14 protein-coding genes are annotated in these 16,115 nt (G+C 46.2%); 8 read left to right on the top strand and 6 right to left on the bottom strand.

What is annotated here, in order from left to right:
- Positions 1–156 precede the first annotated feature (156 nt).
- The 5 genes from mnmE to rpmH form a co-directional block, all read right to left on the bottom strand.
- A complete protein-coding gene (gene mnmE, locus FJQ58_RS02425; RefSeq protein WP_139990845.1) occupies positions 157–1,536 on the bottom strand; it encodes a tRNA uridine-5-carboxymethylaminomethyl(34) synthesis GTPase MnmE in 1,380 nt (459 codons plus the stop codon).
- A gap of 93 nt (positions 1,537–1,629) precedes the next feature.
- Positions 1,630–2,253 carry an RNA-binding cell elongation regulator Jag/EloR gene (gene jag / locus FJQ58_RS02420; protein WP_139990844.1) on the bottom strand — a complete coding sequence of 208 codons (624 nt, stop codon included), beginning with the start codon at positions 2,251–2,253 and terminating at the stop codon, positions 1,630–1,632.
- Positions 2,250–3,032, bottom strand: a complete 783-nt coding sequence (locus FJQ58_RS02415) for a YidC/Oxa1 family membrane protein insertase (protein ID WP_139990843.1) — start codon at positions 3,030–3,032, stop codon at positions 2,250–2,252. The genes jag and FJQ58_RS02415 overlap by 4 nt, the downstream gene beginning before the upstream one ends.
- Positions 3,033–3,267: 235 nt before the next feature.
- Positions 3,268–3,645, bottom strand: a complete 378-nt coding sequence (gene rnpA / locus FJQ58_RS02410) for a ribonuclease P protein component (protein ID WP_139990842.1) — start codon at positions 3,643–3,645, stop codon at positions 3,268–3,270.
- Positions 3,646–3,772: 127 nt separating this feature from the next.
- Positions 3,773–3,907, bottom strand: a complete 135-nt coding sequence (gene rpmH, locus FJQ58_RS02405) for a 50S ribosomal protein L34 (RefSeq protein ID WP_054025773.1) — start codon at positions 3,905–3,907, stop codon at positions 3,773–3,775.
- 642 nt (positions 3,908–4,549) lie between these two features.
- Here rpmH and dnaA point away from each other — a divergent pair.
- The 6 genes from dnaA to gyrB all read left to right on the top strand — a co-directional run bounded on the left by dnaA (position 4,550) and on the right by gyrB (position 10,986).
- The gene (dnaA, locus tag FJQ58_RS02400; RefSeq protein WP_139990841.1) at positions 4,550–5,905 is read left to right on the top strand and encodes a chromosomal replication initiator protein DnaA; all 1,356 of its coding nucleotides are present in this window, start codon (positions 4,550–4,552) and stop codon (positions 5,903–5,905) included.
- 308 nt (positions 5,906–6,213) lie between these two features.
- Positions 6,214–7,356, top strand: coding sequence for a DNA polymerase III subunit beta (gene dnaN, locus FJQ58_RS02395; protein WP_139990840.1), 1,143 nt, complete (start codon positions 6,214–6,216; stop codon positions 7,354–7,356).
- A gap of 37 nt (positions 7,357–7,393) precedes the next feature.
- The gene (yaaA, locus tag FJQ58_RS02390; RefSeq protein ID WP_139990839.1) at positions 7,394–7,609 is read left to right on the top strand and encodes a S4 domain-containing protein YaaA; all 216 of its coding nucleotides are present in this window, start codon (positions 7,394–7,396) and stop codon (positions 7,607–7,609) included.
- A gap of 27 nt (positions 7,610–7,636) precedes the next feature.
- Entirely contained in the window at positions 7,637–8,746 is a 1,110-nt protein-coding gene (recF, locus tag FJQ58_RS02385; RefSeq protein ID WP_139990838.1) for a DNA replication/repair protein RecF, read from the top strand.
- Positions 8,747–8,777: 31 nt separating this feature from the next.
- A complete protein-coding gene (gene remB / locus FJQ58_RS02380) occupies positions 8,778–9,029 on the top strand; it encodes an extracellular matrix regulator RemB (protein WP_012772007.1) in 252 nt (83 codons plus the stop codon).
- Between the two features lie 46 nt (positions 9,030–9,075).
- Positions 9,076–10,986, top strand: coding sequence for a DNA topoisomerase (ATP-hydrolyzing) subunit B (gene gyrB, locus FJQ58_RS02375; protein ID WP_139990837.1), 1,911 nt, complete (start codon positions 9,076–9,078; stop codon positions 10,984–10,986).
- A gap of 30 nt (positions 10,987–11,016) precedes the next feature.
- Here the strand turns inward: gyrB and FJQ58_RS02370 are convergent, their stop codons facing one another.
- Positions 11,017–11,790, bottom strand: a complete 774-nt coding sequence (locus FJQ58_RS02370) for a YheC/YheD family protein (RefSeq protein WP_139990836.1) — start codon at positions 11,788–11,790, stop codon at positions 11,017–11,019.
- 286 nt (positions 11,791–12,076) lie between these two features.
- Here FJQ58_RS02370 and gyrA point away from each other — a divergent pair, with 286 nt between their 5' ends.
- Together gyrA and FJQ58_RS02360 are read left to right on the top strand one after the other, a co-directional pair.
- Positions 12,077–14,563 carry a DNA gyrase subunit A gene (gyrA, locus tag FJQ58_RS02365; protein ID WP_139990835.1) on the top strand — a complete coding sequence of 829 codons (2,487 nt, stop codon included), beginning with the start codon at positions 12,077–12,079 and terminating at the stop codon, positions 14,561–14,563.
- 93 nt (positions 14,564–14,656) lie between these two features.
- Complete coding sequence (locus FJQ58_RS02360; RefSeq protein WP_139990834.1) at positions 14,657–15,730, top strand: HD-GYP domain-containing protein; 1,074 nt, start codon at positions 14,657–14,659, stop codon at positions 15,728–15,730.
- Positions 15,731–16,115: the final 385 nt, after the last annotated feature.

Raw genomic sequence — 16,115 nt, 5'->3', positions numbered from 1 at the left:
ATTTAAGCTATATTAGTTAAACAAAGGATGATCAATTTTCTCAAGAACGGTCTCCCGCTTCGTTTAAACTTCGTTATTTTGTTCTACCTGCATAGTTATTTAAATTAACCTGCCCTGTTAGCATAAACGAAGTGTGCGGCGAAAGCCTACTTCCATCTATTTCCCTAAACAGAATTGCGAGAATATCTGATCAATCAACGAGTCTCCCGCTTCGTCACCGAGAATTTCGCCAAGGGACTCCCAGGCCGATCTCGCATCAATTTGAATAAGGTCGATTGGGATGCCGGCATCCGATGCTTCAATGGCGTCCACTAATGATTGCTTCGCTCGTTTCAACAAAGCAATATGTCGAACATTGCTGACATAGGTCAAATCGCCGGATTCCAGCTGCCCCTCAAAAAACATCTCACTAATCGTCTGCTCCAATTCATCGAGACCTTTTTCTTCAAGGACCGACATTTTCACGATGGAATCGGCAGCAATCGACTGCTCCACCACCTCAATTTCTAATTGATGCGGCAAGTCAGCCTTATTTAAGATCACAATGACCGGACGGCCCTTCATTTGCTGCAAAAGCTCACGATCATCTTCTTGAAGCGGCTCGTTATAATTTAATACCAACAAAATCAGATCCGCTTCTTCAAGCGCGTTTCTTGAACGCTCTACGCCAATGCGCTCCACGACATCTGAAGTTTCTCGAATGCCCGCCGTATCCAAAAGTCGCAGCGGAATACCATTGATAGCTACAAATTGCTCAATTACATCACGTGTCGTCCCTGGTATATCCGTGACGATCGCTTTGTTCTCCTGTGTCAGTACATTCATAAGAGACGACTTGCCGACATTCGGGCGTCCAACAATCGCCGTTACAATGCCTTCACGCAATATTTTGCCTTCATTCGCTGTTTTTAACAATCGATCGATTTCACCGATGGCAAGGTCACACTGATCTCGGATAAACGAGCTTGTCATCTCTTCCACATCATGCTCCGGATAATCGATGTTAACCTCAATATGAGCAAGCAGCTCGATAACCGTTTGCCTTAGCGCTTTTATTCGCTTAGAGAGCACACCCTCCGCTTGCTTGCGAGCAACCGAGAAAGCCCGATCCGATTTGGAGCGGATTAAATCAATAACGGCCTCTGCCTGCATAAGATCGATCCGGCCGTTCAAGAATGCGCGCTTCGTGAATTCACCGGGCTCCGCAGTACGAAAGCCTTCCAACTGCAGAACAACGTCTAGCACCTTCTTAACGGCAATAACGCCGCCATGGGCGTTGATCTCAACGACATCCTCCGCAGTGAAAGAACGCGGGCCTCTCATCAGCGTAACCAGTACTTCTTCAACCTCTTCACCCGTTACTGGATCTATAATGTGCCCGTAATGCAGCGTATGCGTAGCTGCATCCTTCAGGTTTATTTTCGAACGAAAAACGGCAGCGATCCCGCCAATTGCCTCTGGACCGCTTACTCGAATAATCGCGATACCGCCTTCTCCGACTGCCGTCGAAATGGCTGCGATCGTATCATGTACCATTGCTGTCAGCACCTCTCAAATGGAAAAACAGCAATGACCATATGAGCCATTGCTGCGGGTAGCGTATAGATTCTTATACATTTATAGGAAAGCTTATTGCCTTAACGCAATGACCACTCGCCGGTTCGGCTCATCGCCTTTGCTAAACGTCTTCACCTTAGGGTGGTTCTGCAACTGCGAATGAATGACTTTCCGCTCATGGGGTGACATCGGCTCCAGGACAACTTCTTTCCTGGTACGAATCACCCTCCCTGCCAAACGATCGGATAAATCCGCTAACGTCTTGCGGCGGCGCTCACGAAAATCCTCTGCATCAAGAACGATACGCAGATGACTGTCTGAGTAACGGTTAGCCACAATGTTTACTAAGTACTGTAATGCATCCAACGTTTGTCCGCGACGTCCAATCAGCATACCAAGGTCTCCGCCGCCTGATACAGACAGGTGCGTGCCTTCTCTTGTTTGCTTCCGATCAATGTTCACTTGCAGCCCCATCGTACCCGCTACCTCGCGGAGAAACTGCTCCGCTTCCAGCATGGGATCAGGGATTAGCTCAAGCTCAACTTTCGCTTCCTTTGCGCCGAACAGTCCGAAAAAACCTTTCGTGGGCTGCTCAAGCACAACTTGTTTAACGCGGTCTTCAGTTACTTGCAATTGTGATAGTCCGTTACGTACAGCATCTTCTATCGTTTTCCCCGATGCAATGATTTTCTTCATTTCGCAGGGGCCTCCTTACCCTTGTCAGATGAACGAACGTATAGGAAGTAGTTTTGAACAATCGTGTAAATGTTACTGTACACCCAGTACAAAGGAAGAGCTGCTGGGAACGAGAGTGCCATTACGAAAATAAGCACAGGGAAAATCGCCAGCATCATGCCCATGCCTGGCATCGTTTGCGTTTGCTGCTTTTGCATCATTTTAGACTGGATAAAAGTCGTAGCCGCAGCGAGGATCGGAAGAATGTAATATGGATCCTTCTCACCAAGTTGAAGCCATAGGAACGTATGCTCACGAATATCCGGGTTTTTGTAAATGGAATTGTAAAGCGCGATAAAGATCGGCATCTGAACAATAAGCGGCAAGCAGCCTGCCATTGGGTTAACCTTATGCGTTTGGAACAGCTTCATCGTTTCTTCTTGCTGCTTTTGCGGGTTATCCTTATGTTTCTTCTTAATTTCAGCCATTTGAGGCTGAAGGGCTTGCATCGCTTTCGAGCTGCGGTATTGCTTCAGAGTAAGCGGCAGAATCAACGTTCTTACAATGATCGTCAGTAGCAATATAGCAAGTCCGTAGGAGTCGTTAAACCAGCCTGCGAACGTATCAAGCGTAATTGCAAAATAGTAGACTACATTTTTCTCCCAGAAGTTGCCCTTCAATAAATCAGCGGTCTCCGTCGTCTGGGTTGTTGGAGCGCCGCATCCTGCTAGAACACCCATTAGCAGAACAAGGCCTAGCACTAAAATCCATTTTTTGTTTTTAGTCCAAAACAACAACATTAAAACTCCTCTCTGAGAGCCATTACATCAAGCGTTAACGGCTTTGGCCGAACCCTTGCGCGCAGCATTTGTATCATGGTCAAATACAGGCATTGTATAACTTATACAATCTTATATTTTCATTCTAGACTATACCATAATTTATGGGACAAAGAAACATTTTGCCTGCCTATGCATCCGCTTTCTTGCCGCGGGCGGAATAGCTTATTTTCGGTACGCCAAGCAAGCCTCCAGATTATCGTCCATCTGCCTGCTTATCCTTAGAATGATTGGCGCTTTTAAGCAAACCTGCTTTCTTCAGAACGTGAAGAACGCTCTTCTCCATCTCCTTCATCTTCATCAGCGTTGCTGGCTTTCTTACTATTAGAATGAAGTCGGTTTTGGGAACGATCTTTTTCTCCTGGTGGCGCACGATTTCCTTAATCATTCTTCTCATGCGATTACGAACAACCGCATTGCCTATTTTTTTACTTGCGGACACGCCTAATCGAAAAGGCTCCGCCGCCGGCTGCTTCGACCAATAGACGACAAATTGGCCATTCGCGAATGATTTGCCGCCTCGATAAATTCGGCTAAAGTCTTCACGGTTGCGAAGACGCAGTTTTCTATGCACGACTCATGGCCCACCGTTCTCTTGTTGATCTTCTAAGTATCGCCAGAAAGAGAGCAGCATAAGCAGCCTGCCCTCACTCCTCTACCTCGCAAGCAAAAAAAAAAGACCACCGGACGTGGTCTTCTGCTTATGCGCTCAGTACTTTTCTTCCTCTTTGACGACGCGCTGCCAAAACTTTACGTCCGTTCTTCGTGCTCATCCGTTTGCGGAATCCATGCACTTTCGCGCGTTTGCTTACATTAGGTCTAAATGTAGGTCTCATCGTTCTGCACCTCCTATACTGCGTGTTTCCAATCATGCGCAACGGCTCTCGCCGCCTTTGAATGACGGAGCAGCATCGTTTCGCGGTGAAATATAAGCAGCTTCATAAGCATACAGCTTACATAGCCTTATATTTAAAAAAACGCTTTTTTTATTAAACCACGTTGAGCATCAAAAGTCAATGACCCCCGCCCTCTCGATCCTGTTGATAAAAAAATCAGAACCCGCACTGTGGATAAATGCATGAAATGACCTCTTTTATCGAAAACTAATAACATGTGCACAATTTTCTGGCATGCTGAACGAACTTTGTCGAAATGGTCACAAGATATAAACAATATGTAGTGGTGTAGATAACTTTTATGCACAAGCAGTTGAGAATGTGGATAAAATATGCGAATTCGTTGAAATATAAGGCATCTTTTGCTATGATAATTATGTTTTCATTGTGGATTAGATCAATCTTGCCTCAGATTTATCAACAGCCTGTGGATAACATTGTGAACAAACTCATCCCCTATCTTATAACTCATCTGCTTAAGATTCTGTATAATGTGGATGCTTTCGTTATAATACCCTGATTTTCGACATTTTTTCTTGCAACTGCGCCCTTCGTGGCGATTTGGATAAGGAGTGACAGTCTGTGGACAGCCATACCTATGATTTATGGCAGCAAGTGTTGTCGATCATCCAGACTAAATTAAGCAAGCCGAGCTTTGACACCTGGTTCAAAGCAACGAAGGCTTCTTTTGTCGATGATTCCATGCTTGAAGTAACAGCGCCGACAACATTTGCAGCCGAATGGCTGGAGGGCCGTTATACAAAGCTGATTAGAACGACACTATTCGAGTTTCTGGGCAGACAGGTCGATGTTCGCTTCTCTATTGAGGAGCCTAAGGGTTCAGAACCCGCCTACATGTTCCCGCCAAAAGCGGTTCATTCTCCGGTCATGAATGAAGAAGCGACACCTACTCATATGCTTAACCCGAAGTATACATTTGATACATTCGTTATTGGCGCGAATAACCGTTTTGCGCATGCAGCCTCGCTGGCTGTAGCCGAAGCGCCGGCCAAAGCCTATAATCCGCTCTTTCTATATGGGGGAGTTGGGCTCGGTAAGACCCACTTAATGCACGCAATCGGGCATTACATCATGGATCACAACCCGAATACGAAGGTGCTTTATATTTCGTCGGAGAAGTTTACGAATGAATTCATTAATGCCATTCGGGACAACCGGGGAGAAAGCTTCCGCACCAAATACCGCAATATTGACGTGCTGCTTATTGATGATATTCAATTTTTGGCTGGCAAAGAGCAGACGCAAGAAGAGTTTTTCCACACTTTCAACGCGCTGCACGAGGAACGCAAGCAAATCGTCATCTCAAGTGACCGCCCGCCAAAAGAAATTCCAACACTCGAAGAACGGCTTCGCTCCCGCTTTGAATGGGGACTGATTACGGATATCCAGCCGCCGGACCTGGAAACGCGGATTGCCATTTTGCGCAAGAAAGCCAGAGCGGAGAACCTGGACATTCCTAACGAAGCGATGATCTACATCGCCAATCAAATCGATACGAACATTCGGGAATTAGAAGGCGCCCTTATACGGGTTGTCGCCTATTCCTCCCTCATAAACGCAGACATTACATCGCACTTGGCAGCTGAAGCGCTGAAGGATATCATTCCATCAAGCCGGCCTCGCATGATTACGATGCATGATATTCAAACGAAGGTCGGGGAGTTCTATGGACTCCGGCTTGAAGAGTTCAAGGCTCGGAAGCGGACGAAAGCTGTTGCCTACCCTAGGCAAATTGCGATGTATCTCTCGCGCGAGCTAACGGACTTCTCGCTTCCCAAGATTGGTGAAGCCTTCGGGGGACGCGACCATACAACGGTCATCCATGCACACGAGAAAATTACGCAGCAGCTAAAGATCGATCAGGACCTCTACAAAATCATCCAAAACCTGACCGAAAAAATCAAAAATCATATGTGAACAACCAAGCAAGCCTATGCACACGCTATGCACATGTGGATAGGCTTGCTTTATCGGCCTTTCTTGGGGTTATCCACATATTCAGGGCCCCTACTACTACGACTATTAAAAATCTTTAAAAAAACATCATCAAAAACGCGTAAACGGCAACTCCCCTCCTTCCGGAGGAAATGTTCGTTTCGCACACGTTCTGCTGCTTATATAAGCATCGCTTATATTTAAAAGCTGAAAGTGAATGCTTAAACCAAAAATAGATTCGTGTGAGCTCATACGTTGGATGAATTTATAAGAATGCTAGGAGTGAAACCATGAAATTAACGATTTCAAAAAACGAATTAAACGACGCGATTCAACAAGTTGCGAAAGCTGCATCTTCAAGACCTGCAATTCCGATTCTGGGCGGGATTAAAATCGAGGTTACCCATATGGGCGTAACCCTTACTGCCAGTGATACCGACATTTCCATCCAAAGCTTTATCCCTGTGGAAAGAGATCAATTCGTCATTGCACATGTGGATAAACCCGGAAGCGTCGTTTTGCCGGCAAAATTTTTCGTAGAAATCGTCAAAAAGCTCCCTTCCGAGCAAGTCGTCATTGATGTGAGCAATACCTATCAAACCATCATCCGTTCCGGATCTACGGAAATTCAAATGGTCGGGCTTGACCCGGAAGAATTTCCTGTTCTGCCGTCCATTGAACAAAACGAAGTTCTTCAAATGCCTGGTGATCTATTAAAAGCGATGATTCGCCAGACCGTTCTAGCTGCTTCGGCAAGCGAACAAACGCCTATTCTGACAGGGGTGCTATGGAACCTCCTTGAAGGCGAGCTGAAATTTATAGCTACGGACCGTCACCGTCTGGCAAGCAGAACGGCTCAGGTTGACACCGAAGCGCAATTCAAATTCAGTAATGTCGTTATTTCGGCAAAAACATTGATCGAGCTCTCCAAGCTGGTCCCTGAGCAAAATGCGCTCGTAGATATCGTAGTAGCAGACAACCAAGTTTTATTTAAGCTTGGCAACGTGCTGTTTTATACGAGAATTTTGGATGGCACCTATCCCGATACTTCTAAGATTATTCCGCAAACCTTCAAAACAGAACTTGTTCTGGATACAAAAAATGTAATGGACGCCATAGACCGTGCTTACCTCATGTCCCGTGAGGAAAAAACCAATATCGTTCGCTTGATGACATTAGAGGATGGAACGATCGAAATTTCTTCCAGCTCTACCGAGCTTGGCCGTGTAACCGAGCAGCTAGAAGCGAAGGAATTCAACGGCGAGCCGCTTAGAATTGCGTTCAACTCCAAATATATGCTTGATGTTCTTAAAGTAATCGATAGCGAACAGCTGTTTATCGGCTTTACAGGCGCGATGAGCCCGATTATCATTCGCCCAATGGATCATGCATACAGCATGTATGTGATTTTGCCATATCGGACAACAGGCTAATAAAGAACGCAAGAAAAGAAAGGAATGACTTTTTTCGATGAAGGAAATTGCCATTAAGACGGAGTACATTACTCTCGGACAGTTTTTAAAGCTGTCCGATTGCATTTCAACCGGCGGACATGCTAAGTTTTTCTTGCAGGAGAATACCGTTATCATTAACGGCGAAGCAGATAACCGCAGAGGCAGAAAGCTGTATGCCGGGGATAAAGTAGAGGTTGAAGGCTGCGGCGACTTTACGGTAGGTAAAGAGTAGCGCACCCATGGACCGGGAGGTCAAAACGTGTTTTTAAAGAGCATTCAGCTGCAAAATTATCGGAACTATAACGAGCTCGATTTGCAAACGTCTAATAAAGTAAATGTATTTCTCGGGCCCAATGCCCAGGGAAAAACGAATTTGCTGGAAGCGATATTCGTGCTGGCTCTTACGAAGTCCCACCGTACCTCTAAGGACAAAGAACTTATTGGCTGGCAAGGGGATACCGCTCGAATCACGGGCGAAGCCGATAAAAAGTATGGTTCTGTCAAATTGGATCTTCTTTTTTCCGGACAAGGCAAGAAAGCCAAAATCAATGGGCTGGAGCAGCGAAAGCTAAGCGATTTTATCGGCTCGGTCAACGTTGTGATGTTTGCGCCAGAGGATCTGGAAATTGTAAAAGGAACGCCGGGAGTGCGAAGACGGTTTCTCGATATGGAAATCGGACAAGTGCAGCCCGGCTATTTGCATACGCTCCAGCAATACGGCAAGGTGCTGCAGCAGCGCAATAATTTTCTGAAAGCCGCCTACCCAGGAGGGGCCAATCAGACGATGCTGGACGTGTGGAATATGCAGCTCGCGGAGCATGGTGTTAAAATCATGAAAAAAAGGAAACACTTTATACATAAATTACAAACGTTTGCAGAGCAAATTCATGCGGGCATAACTAACGGGGCAGAGCAGCTCATCATTGAGTACCGCCCTTCGTTTGACGCAGATGCCCAGCAAGATGAAACTGTTTTATTTGAGCAATTTATGATAAAGTTAACACAGGTGAAAGATCAGGAGATTCGCAGAGGCGTTACGCTAGTGGGACCGCACCGCGACGATTTAGCCTTTTTCATAAATGGCAAAGAAGCGCAAGTCTTCGGCTCCCAAGGGCAGCAGCGAACAACGGCCCTATCTTTAAAATTGGCTGAAATAGAGCTCATTAACGAGGAAATCGGAGAATATCCGCTTTTGCTGCTTGATGATGTGCTGTCGGAGCTTGATCACAATCGTCAAACACAGCTGATTGAGACGTTTCAAAGCAAAGTACAAACCTTTATTACAACGACCGGCCTTGAAAGCGTGGATGTGAGCAGGCTTCAGGATGCCGGCATCTATCATGTTCATGACGGCCGAGTGACGCGTTAAGGGTGCGAATAGGAGAGGTGAGGAAGAGGACATGTACATCCATTTGGGCGGCGAGAAAATAATTCGGGCTGCGGAGCTGGTGGCCATTTTTGATATTTCTATCGAGCAATCCTCCAAACTTTCCAAGCAATTCGTTGCGGGAGCACGCAAGCGTAAGGACGTTGAAACGATTGGCGAGGAAGAGCCAAAATCGATCGTTGTAACGAAGCAAAAAATATATTATTCGCCTATTTCATCCTCTACGCTGAAGAAAAGAGCCCATCATTTTGCAGCGAACGGCTAGAGCGAAGGCGATCAGGAAGAGCAGTTGAGAGGAGCAGTGAAGTTGCATGTCTTTGGAACAGCATACGTATGACGAGAGTCAGATACAGGTCTTGGAAGGATTAGATGCGGTACGCAAACGTCCGGGGATGTATATTGGCTCCACCAGTGGCAAAGGTCTTCATCATCTCGTATGGGAGGTTGTCGATAACAGTATTGACGAGGCTTTGGCCGGTTATTGCTCAAGAATTGAAGTAATCATTCACGAGAATAACAGCATAACTGTTATTGATAATGGACGCGGCATTCCTGTTGGCGAGAATACGAAACTGAAGAAATCGACTCTTGAGGTCGTCATGACAGTTTTGCATGCCGGAGGTAAATTCGGCGGTGAAGGCTATAAAGTATCTGGCGGCTTGCATGGCGTCGGTATATCTGTCGTAAACGCGCTGTCCGAGCTCGTCATTGTTCAAGTTAAACGTGAAGGACATATCTATCAGCAAGAATACCGTAAAGGCGCTCCGCAATATGATATCAAGATTATCGGAGATACGACGGAAACGGGCACTCAGACTACGTTTAAGCCGGACAGCGAGATTTTTACGGAAACAACTGTTTTTGATTATGAAACGCTGCAATCGCGGATCCGCGAGCTGGCGTTTTTGAATAAAGGCATTGAAATTGTATTGTCCGATGAGCGTACGGGCGTATCGAATACGTTTATGTACGAGGGTGGACTTATCGAGTTCGTAAAGTATTTGAACCGTACCCGTGAGCCGCTTCATGAGCAGCCGATTTATGTGGAAGGGTCGAAGGATCATATCCATGTAGAGGTCGCTTTGCAATACAACGACAGCTATACGGAGAATATTCATTCCTTTGCCAACAACATCAATACGCATGAAGGCGGAACGCATGAGTCCGGCTTTAAGAGCGCTCTGACACGTATCATCAATGACTATGCACGCAAATCCAACCTGATTAAGGATAATGATTCGAACTTCTCCGGAGACGATGTGCGCGAAGGCTTGACGGCTATCATTTCCGTTAAGATTCCTGAGCCGCAATTCGAAGGCCAGACGAAAACCAAGCTGGGCAATAGCGAGGTTAGAGGCATCGTAGAGTCGTTTTTTGCTGAGAAGCTTCAGGAGTTTCTCGAAGAGAATCCGTCCGTATCACGCAAAATTATCGAAAAAGGGCTGCAGGCCGCACGTGCACGCGAAGCAGCGCGCAAAGCGCGTGAGCTGACTCGCCGCAAAAGCGCACTCGAGGTCGGTTCGCTTCCAGGTAAGCTTGCGGATTGCTCTTCTAAAGATGCATCCATAAGCGAGTTGTATATCGTCGAAGGTGACTCTGCAGGCGGTTCCGCCAAGCAAGGACGAGATCGTCATTTCCAAGCGATTCTGCCGCTTCGCGGTAAGATCCTGAACGTAGAGAAAGCTCGTCTTGACCGTATTCTAGGCAATGCGGAGATCCGTGCGATCATTACGGCGCTTGGAACCGGCATTAGCGATGACTTTGATCTCGCCAAAGCTAGATACCACAAAATCATAATCATGACCGATGCCGACGTCGACGGTGCGCATATCCGTACGCTGATGCTGACGTTCTTCTATCGGTACATGCGTCAAATTATAGATGCAGGTTATATTTATATCGCTCAGCCACCGCTCTTCAAGATTGAACGCAACAAGGTTATCCGCTATGCTCAGACCGAGAAAGAACGGGACCGGATTATTGCCGAGTTTGGAGAAGGCGTGAAAGTCAATGTTCAGCGTTATAAAGGACTAGGCGAGATGAACGCAACCCAGCTATGGGAGACAACTATGGACCCAGAAAGCCGCACGATGCTTCAGGTAACGATTGAGGATGCGATTGAAGCGGATGTCGTATTCGATACGCTAATGGGCGATAATGTCGAGCCGCGTCGTGATTTTATTCAAAAATACGCGAGATACGTGACCAATTTGGATGTTTAAGAACCTTGCACTGCAAGAAGCAGTCGCCCGTTACGGACGACTGCTTCTTTTTTTGAAACGGCCATATGCGGCAGCATAGCGGTATATCCGCTGGAAGATGCTCTGATCCGGCAGCTTGCGGAAAATATAAGGGTCGGGATACGTGTTTACTTCCAAGATCCACGGATGAAGCGTCGCATCAATCGCGATATCTACGCCAATCTCTTTGATATTTGGATAAGCAGCCTGTAGGTTATTGGCGATATTAATGCTAAGCTTTCTTAACCGATTTTTGAAGGAAGCAAGCTCAGCGTGATTGGTATGGTCGCTCATCAGCCTCTCGAGCGCCATGGGCGTGCCGCCGCTGTGGTAATTGGTTACGATTTTTGCAGGGTGGGCAAGGCGGCCGATAATTCCCGTAGCTTCCCAATGGTTGCTCAGGTTTTTTTGGACCATGACACGAATGTCGAAGCGGCGTTTCTGGTGTTTGAGCAAGTGAATTCCTTTTTGGACAATGTAGCTTCGATTCTTTTTTTGCTTAACAATTTTTTGGTACAGCTGCTCGAACGTGGGAAAGAACATAATCTTCGTATCAAGCTGGTAGCGGTAGCCAAGGGAAGGTGTTGTCGTTCTCTCCACACGAATGACGCCGTTGCCGAAGGTACCGTTTATTGGTTTAACGTAAACCATCCCGTACTGGCTCAGCATGCCATGAAGGCTACCCCGGCCAAACAGCTTGGTTGGCGGCATGTATTGGCGTAAATAGTCGGATTTGAGCATAATTTTTGTTTTAGCCCATTTGCTTTTAACACGTTGAATGCTCAACGATTTTTCTCCTCTCGCTACGCTCTTTTCCTAGCAGGGATTTGAAATGATGCAGGAGACAGACTTGGAATTGAGTGGTATAATGAAAGTTGGGTCTGTTTATTTTATGGCGTTTTTTTAGATGTGGAAAGCGTTGATTCACCTATTTTTAACGACAAATGACGTAAGATTTACGGGAAATCCAAAAGCATGAGCGAAAAAGGTTTATATGCTCGCTTTTTGAGAAAGTAATATAAGAGTTATTGTGATTTAAGAGTAGCTATAGATGGCGTCAGGGAGGTAAATCATGGCGGAAGAAGAACGTATATCTATAAAAGATCGGGACATTGGTACGGAGATGCGCGACTCCTTTATGGATTATGCAATGAGTATCATCGTAAGTCGTGCTCTTCCCGATGTTAGGGATGGTCTAAAGCCAGTACATCGCCGTATTTTGTATGCAATGTCTGAGCTAGGCATGTCACCAGACAAGCCTCATAAGAAATCAGCAAGGATCGTTGGAGAAGTAATCGGTAAGTACCACCCTCACGGTGACTCGGCAGTATATGAATCTATGGTACGTATGGCGCAGGATTTCTCTATGCGTTATATGCTTGTAGATGGGCATGGGAACTTCGGATCGATCGATGGTGACTTCGCGGCTGCGATGCGTTATACGGAAGCACGGCTTTCGAAGATCGCTATGGAGCTTTTGCGTGATATCAACAAGGATACGATTGATTTTGCACCCAACTATGACGGTGAAGAATCAGAGCCGGTTGTATTGCCAGCCCGTTATCCAAACTTGCTCGTAAACGGAGTTACTGGTATTGCCGTAGGTATGGCTACCAATATTCCGCCTCATAACTTGAACGAGGTTATTGACGGCGTACAAGCGTTGATCTCTAATCCGGATATTACGCCGGTTGAGCTTATGGATTATATAAAAGGCCCGGATTTCCCGACAGCCGCCTTCGTTATGGGCCGTCAGGGCATTCGGCAGGCATATCTAACGGGTCGTGGTTCCGTAACGATGCGTGCTCGTGCAACGATTGAGGAGAATAACGGTAAAGCTCGCATTATTGTTCATGAGCTCCCTTATCAAGTCATTAAAGCTCGCCTAGTTGAGAAAATTGCCGAGCTCGTTCGCGAGAAGAAAATCGAAGGCATTACTGACCTGCGCGATGAATCGGACCGCAATGGTATGCGTGTAGTTATCGAGCTGCGCCGGGATGTCAATCCAAGCATTATCCTAAACAATTTGTACAAACATACGCAATTGCAATCCAATTTCGGAATTAACATGCTTGCTCTTGTAAATGGCGAGCCGAAGACGCTTAACATTCGCGATATGCTGTATCACTATTTGCAGCATCAAATCGAGGTTATTCGTCGCCGCACTGAGTTCGAACTGAAGAAGGCCGAAGCTCGCGCCCATATTCTTGAAGGGTTGCGTATCGCTCTTGACCATCTGGACGAAGTCATTGCTTTAATTCGCGGTTCTCAGACGGCAGATCAAGCACGCGAAGGATTGATTACAAGATTCTCACTTTCCCACGAGCAGGCGCAGGCTATTTTGGATATGCGTCTACAGCGTCTAACTGGACTGGAAAGAGATAAAATCGAAGCGGAGTACGCAGAACTTATGCGGAAAATTGCTGAATATAAGGCCATTCTGGCAGATGAGCAGCTTGTGCTTGATATTATTAGCACAGAGCTTGCTGAGCTGAAGGAACGTTTCGGTGACGAACGCCGCACGGAACTTATGGCCAGCGATGAGGAAATTTTGGACGAGGATCTCATCCCGCGTGAGGATGTTATCATCTCCATTACCCACTCGGGTTACATCAAGCGTTTGCCTGTCGGTACTTACCGCAGTCAGAAGCGCGGCGGTAAAGGCGTTGTCGGCATGGGCACGAAGGATGATGATTTCGTTGAGCATCTCTTCGTATCCAATACGCATCACTACCTCTTGTTCTTTACGAACAAAGGAAAGGTATACAAGCTCAAAGCTTATGAGATTCCTGATCTTAACCGTACTGCACGCGGAACGCCGATCATCAACCTGATTCAAATTGAACAAGGTGAGACGATTAATGCGGTTATCCCGGTACAGGAATTTGATGCAGAGCATTTCCTATTCTTTGCTACAAGGCAAGGGGTTGTGAAGAAGACGCCGCTTGATGACTATGTCAACATTCGGAAGGTCGGATTGATCGCCATCTCGCTTCGTGAGGACGATGATCTCATTGGCGTGAAGCTTACGGACGGGAACCAGGAAATCATTATGGGTACCGCTCAAGGGATGTCGATTCGTTACTCCGAGCAGGATGTTCGCTCCATGGGGCGTTCGGCTACCGGCGTGAAAGGCATCCAGCTTGATGACAATGATTCCGTTATTGATATGGATGTCATTGTGCCTGAGAAGGATATTCTAATCGTAACCTCCAAAGGTTACGGCAAGCGGACTCCTGTAGCAGATTATCGAATTCAGAATCGTGGCGGTAAAGGCATCAAGACACTTAACGTAACGGACAAAAACGGTCCAATCGTATCCCTTAAGGTCGTAGAGAATGATGAAGACCTTATGATTATGACGGCATCGGGCACGATGATCCGCACCAGTATGGAAGGCATATCTACGATGGGCCGGAATACGCAGGGTGTAAAACTCATTAATACGCGCGAGGACGATACGGTAGCTACAGTTACCCGTGTTGCGCGCAGTGAAGAAAATGATGCGCTTGATGAGAACGAAGAGGTAGAGGGCGGCGAGTCGCCGATTGAAGAATAGTCAATGCATGTGAAGCCGTCATATGACGGCTTCAGCGCATGTCATGGTAAACTTATATTAGATTTTATTTCAGGCACAGGGGAGAGGACTCTCGTGGCAGCGGTAACGTTATCACAGCTTAAACTAGGCGATAAAATCAATGAAGATGTCCTCACCCCGCTTGGCGGTATCTTATTTCATAAGGGGAGAATCGTGACCCCGAAAGAAGTAGAAATCTTGCAAGCATTCCTAATTACGGCTGTCGAAGTCGAGTCAACTCAGGCTTCAGGCAAAACGCGCGAGGATGCTGCGGAAGATACGGCTCAGGAAGCATCGCTCCCTGTAGCTGCATCTGCTCTTCATGAAGAGTATGACCAAATGGTCAAAGTGCTGCGTCAGGTGTTTAACTCTTTTGTAGCTGGTCAGGCCATGCCTGTGATGGATATTCGAAAGCAGCTGGAAAAGATGCTGGAGCATATCAAAAGCTACAACTTGTTAACCTTTGCGCCCCGTCAATTCATGGAGAAGGATTACTTGCTTCATAACAGCATCACTTGTGCTTTGACTTCTTATCAAATTGCACAATGGACAGGCTTTCCGCAAAAGGATTGGATGCAGCTTGCTTTTGCAGGTTTGCTGCATGATATAGGCAACGTGAAAATTGATAAATCGATTTTGACGAAGCCTAATCCATTATCGGCAGAAGAGAAAGAAGAAATGATGCGCCATACGGTTTTGGGTTATCAATTGCTCAAGAATGTCCCGGCGTTAAATGAAGGTGTCAAAATGTCAGCTCTTCAGCACCATGAGAAGATTGACGGCACCGGTTATCCACTCGGGATTGATGCAACAAAGATACACCCTTATGCTAAAATTGTAGCGATTGCGGATATTTTTCACGCAATGACTTTGAATAAAGCGTATCGAAAAGCCGCATCCCCTTATCTAGTTCTGGAACAGATCCAGAGCGACGCATTCGGCAAGCTTGACCCCGGGTATGTACGTATCTTTGTAGAGAAGGCTACCCAATTCCATAATGGAACGATTGTTAAGTTAAGTGATGAGCGAATCGGAGAAATTGTGTTTTCGGATCATAATCATCCGACTCGGCCTTGGGTTTCAATTGATGGAACAATCGTCAATTTGATCGTTGACCGGCATCTTCATATTAGAGAAGTGCTCAGGTAAAAGTAAAAAGACAGTAAGCAGCAATGAATTGCGACGCAAAAAGCTTTCTAAGCTTGATGCGTACGTGTCATAGCGCTTACTGTTTTTTTATTGTATTGAAGTTGGCCGGCGTTATTCTTATATAAATAGAACACAAGTTCAAGACCAGTTAAACAAGAAGAACATACGAGAATGATGAAGAGATTGTATCAACCATTGAGCATGTTCCATATAGATGATGGCAATCGAAATCCCTTAATATAAGGGTAAAATAACCGTTATAAAAAATTTTTTGATAAAAATGAAAAAAGTACTTGCAATGCCATAGGCGCCTGTGATATATTATCTAGGTCGCCAACGAGACACACGGCCGACACGAAAGAAAAGATTGCTCTTTGAAAACTGA

The organism is Paenibacillus paridis (genome assembly GCF_006345825.1).
GTDB lineage: Bacteria > Bacillota > Bacilli > Paenibacillales > Paenibacillaceae > Pristimantibacillus > Pristimantibacillus paridis.
This window is presented reverse-complemented; position numbering and strand designations above follow the sequence as displayed.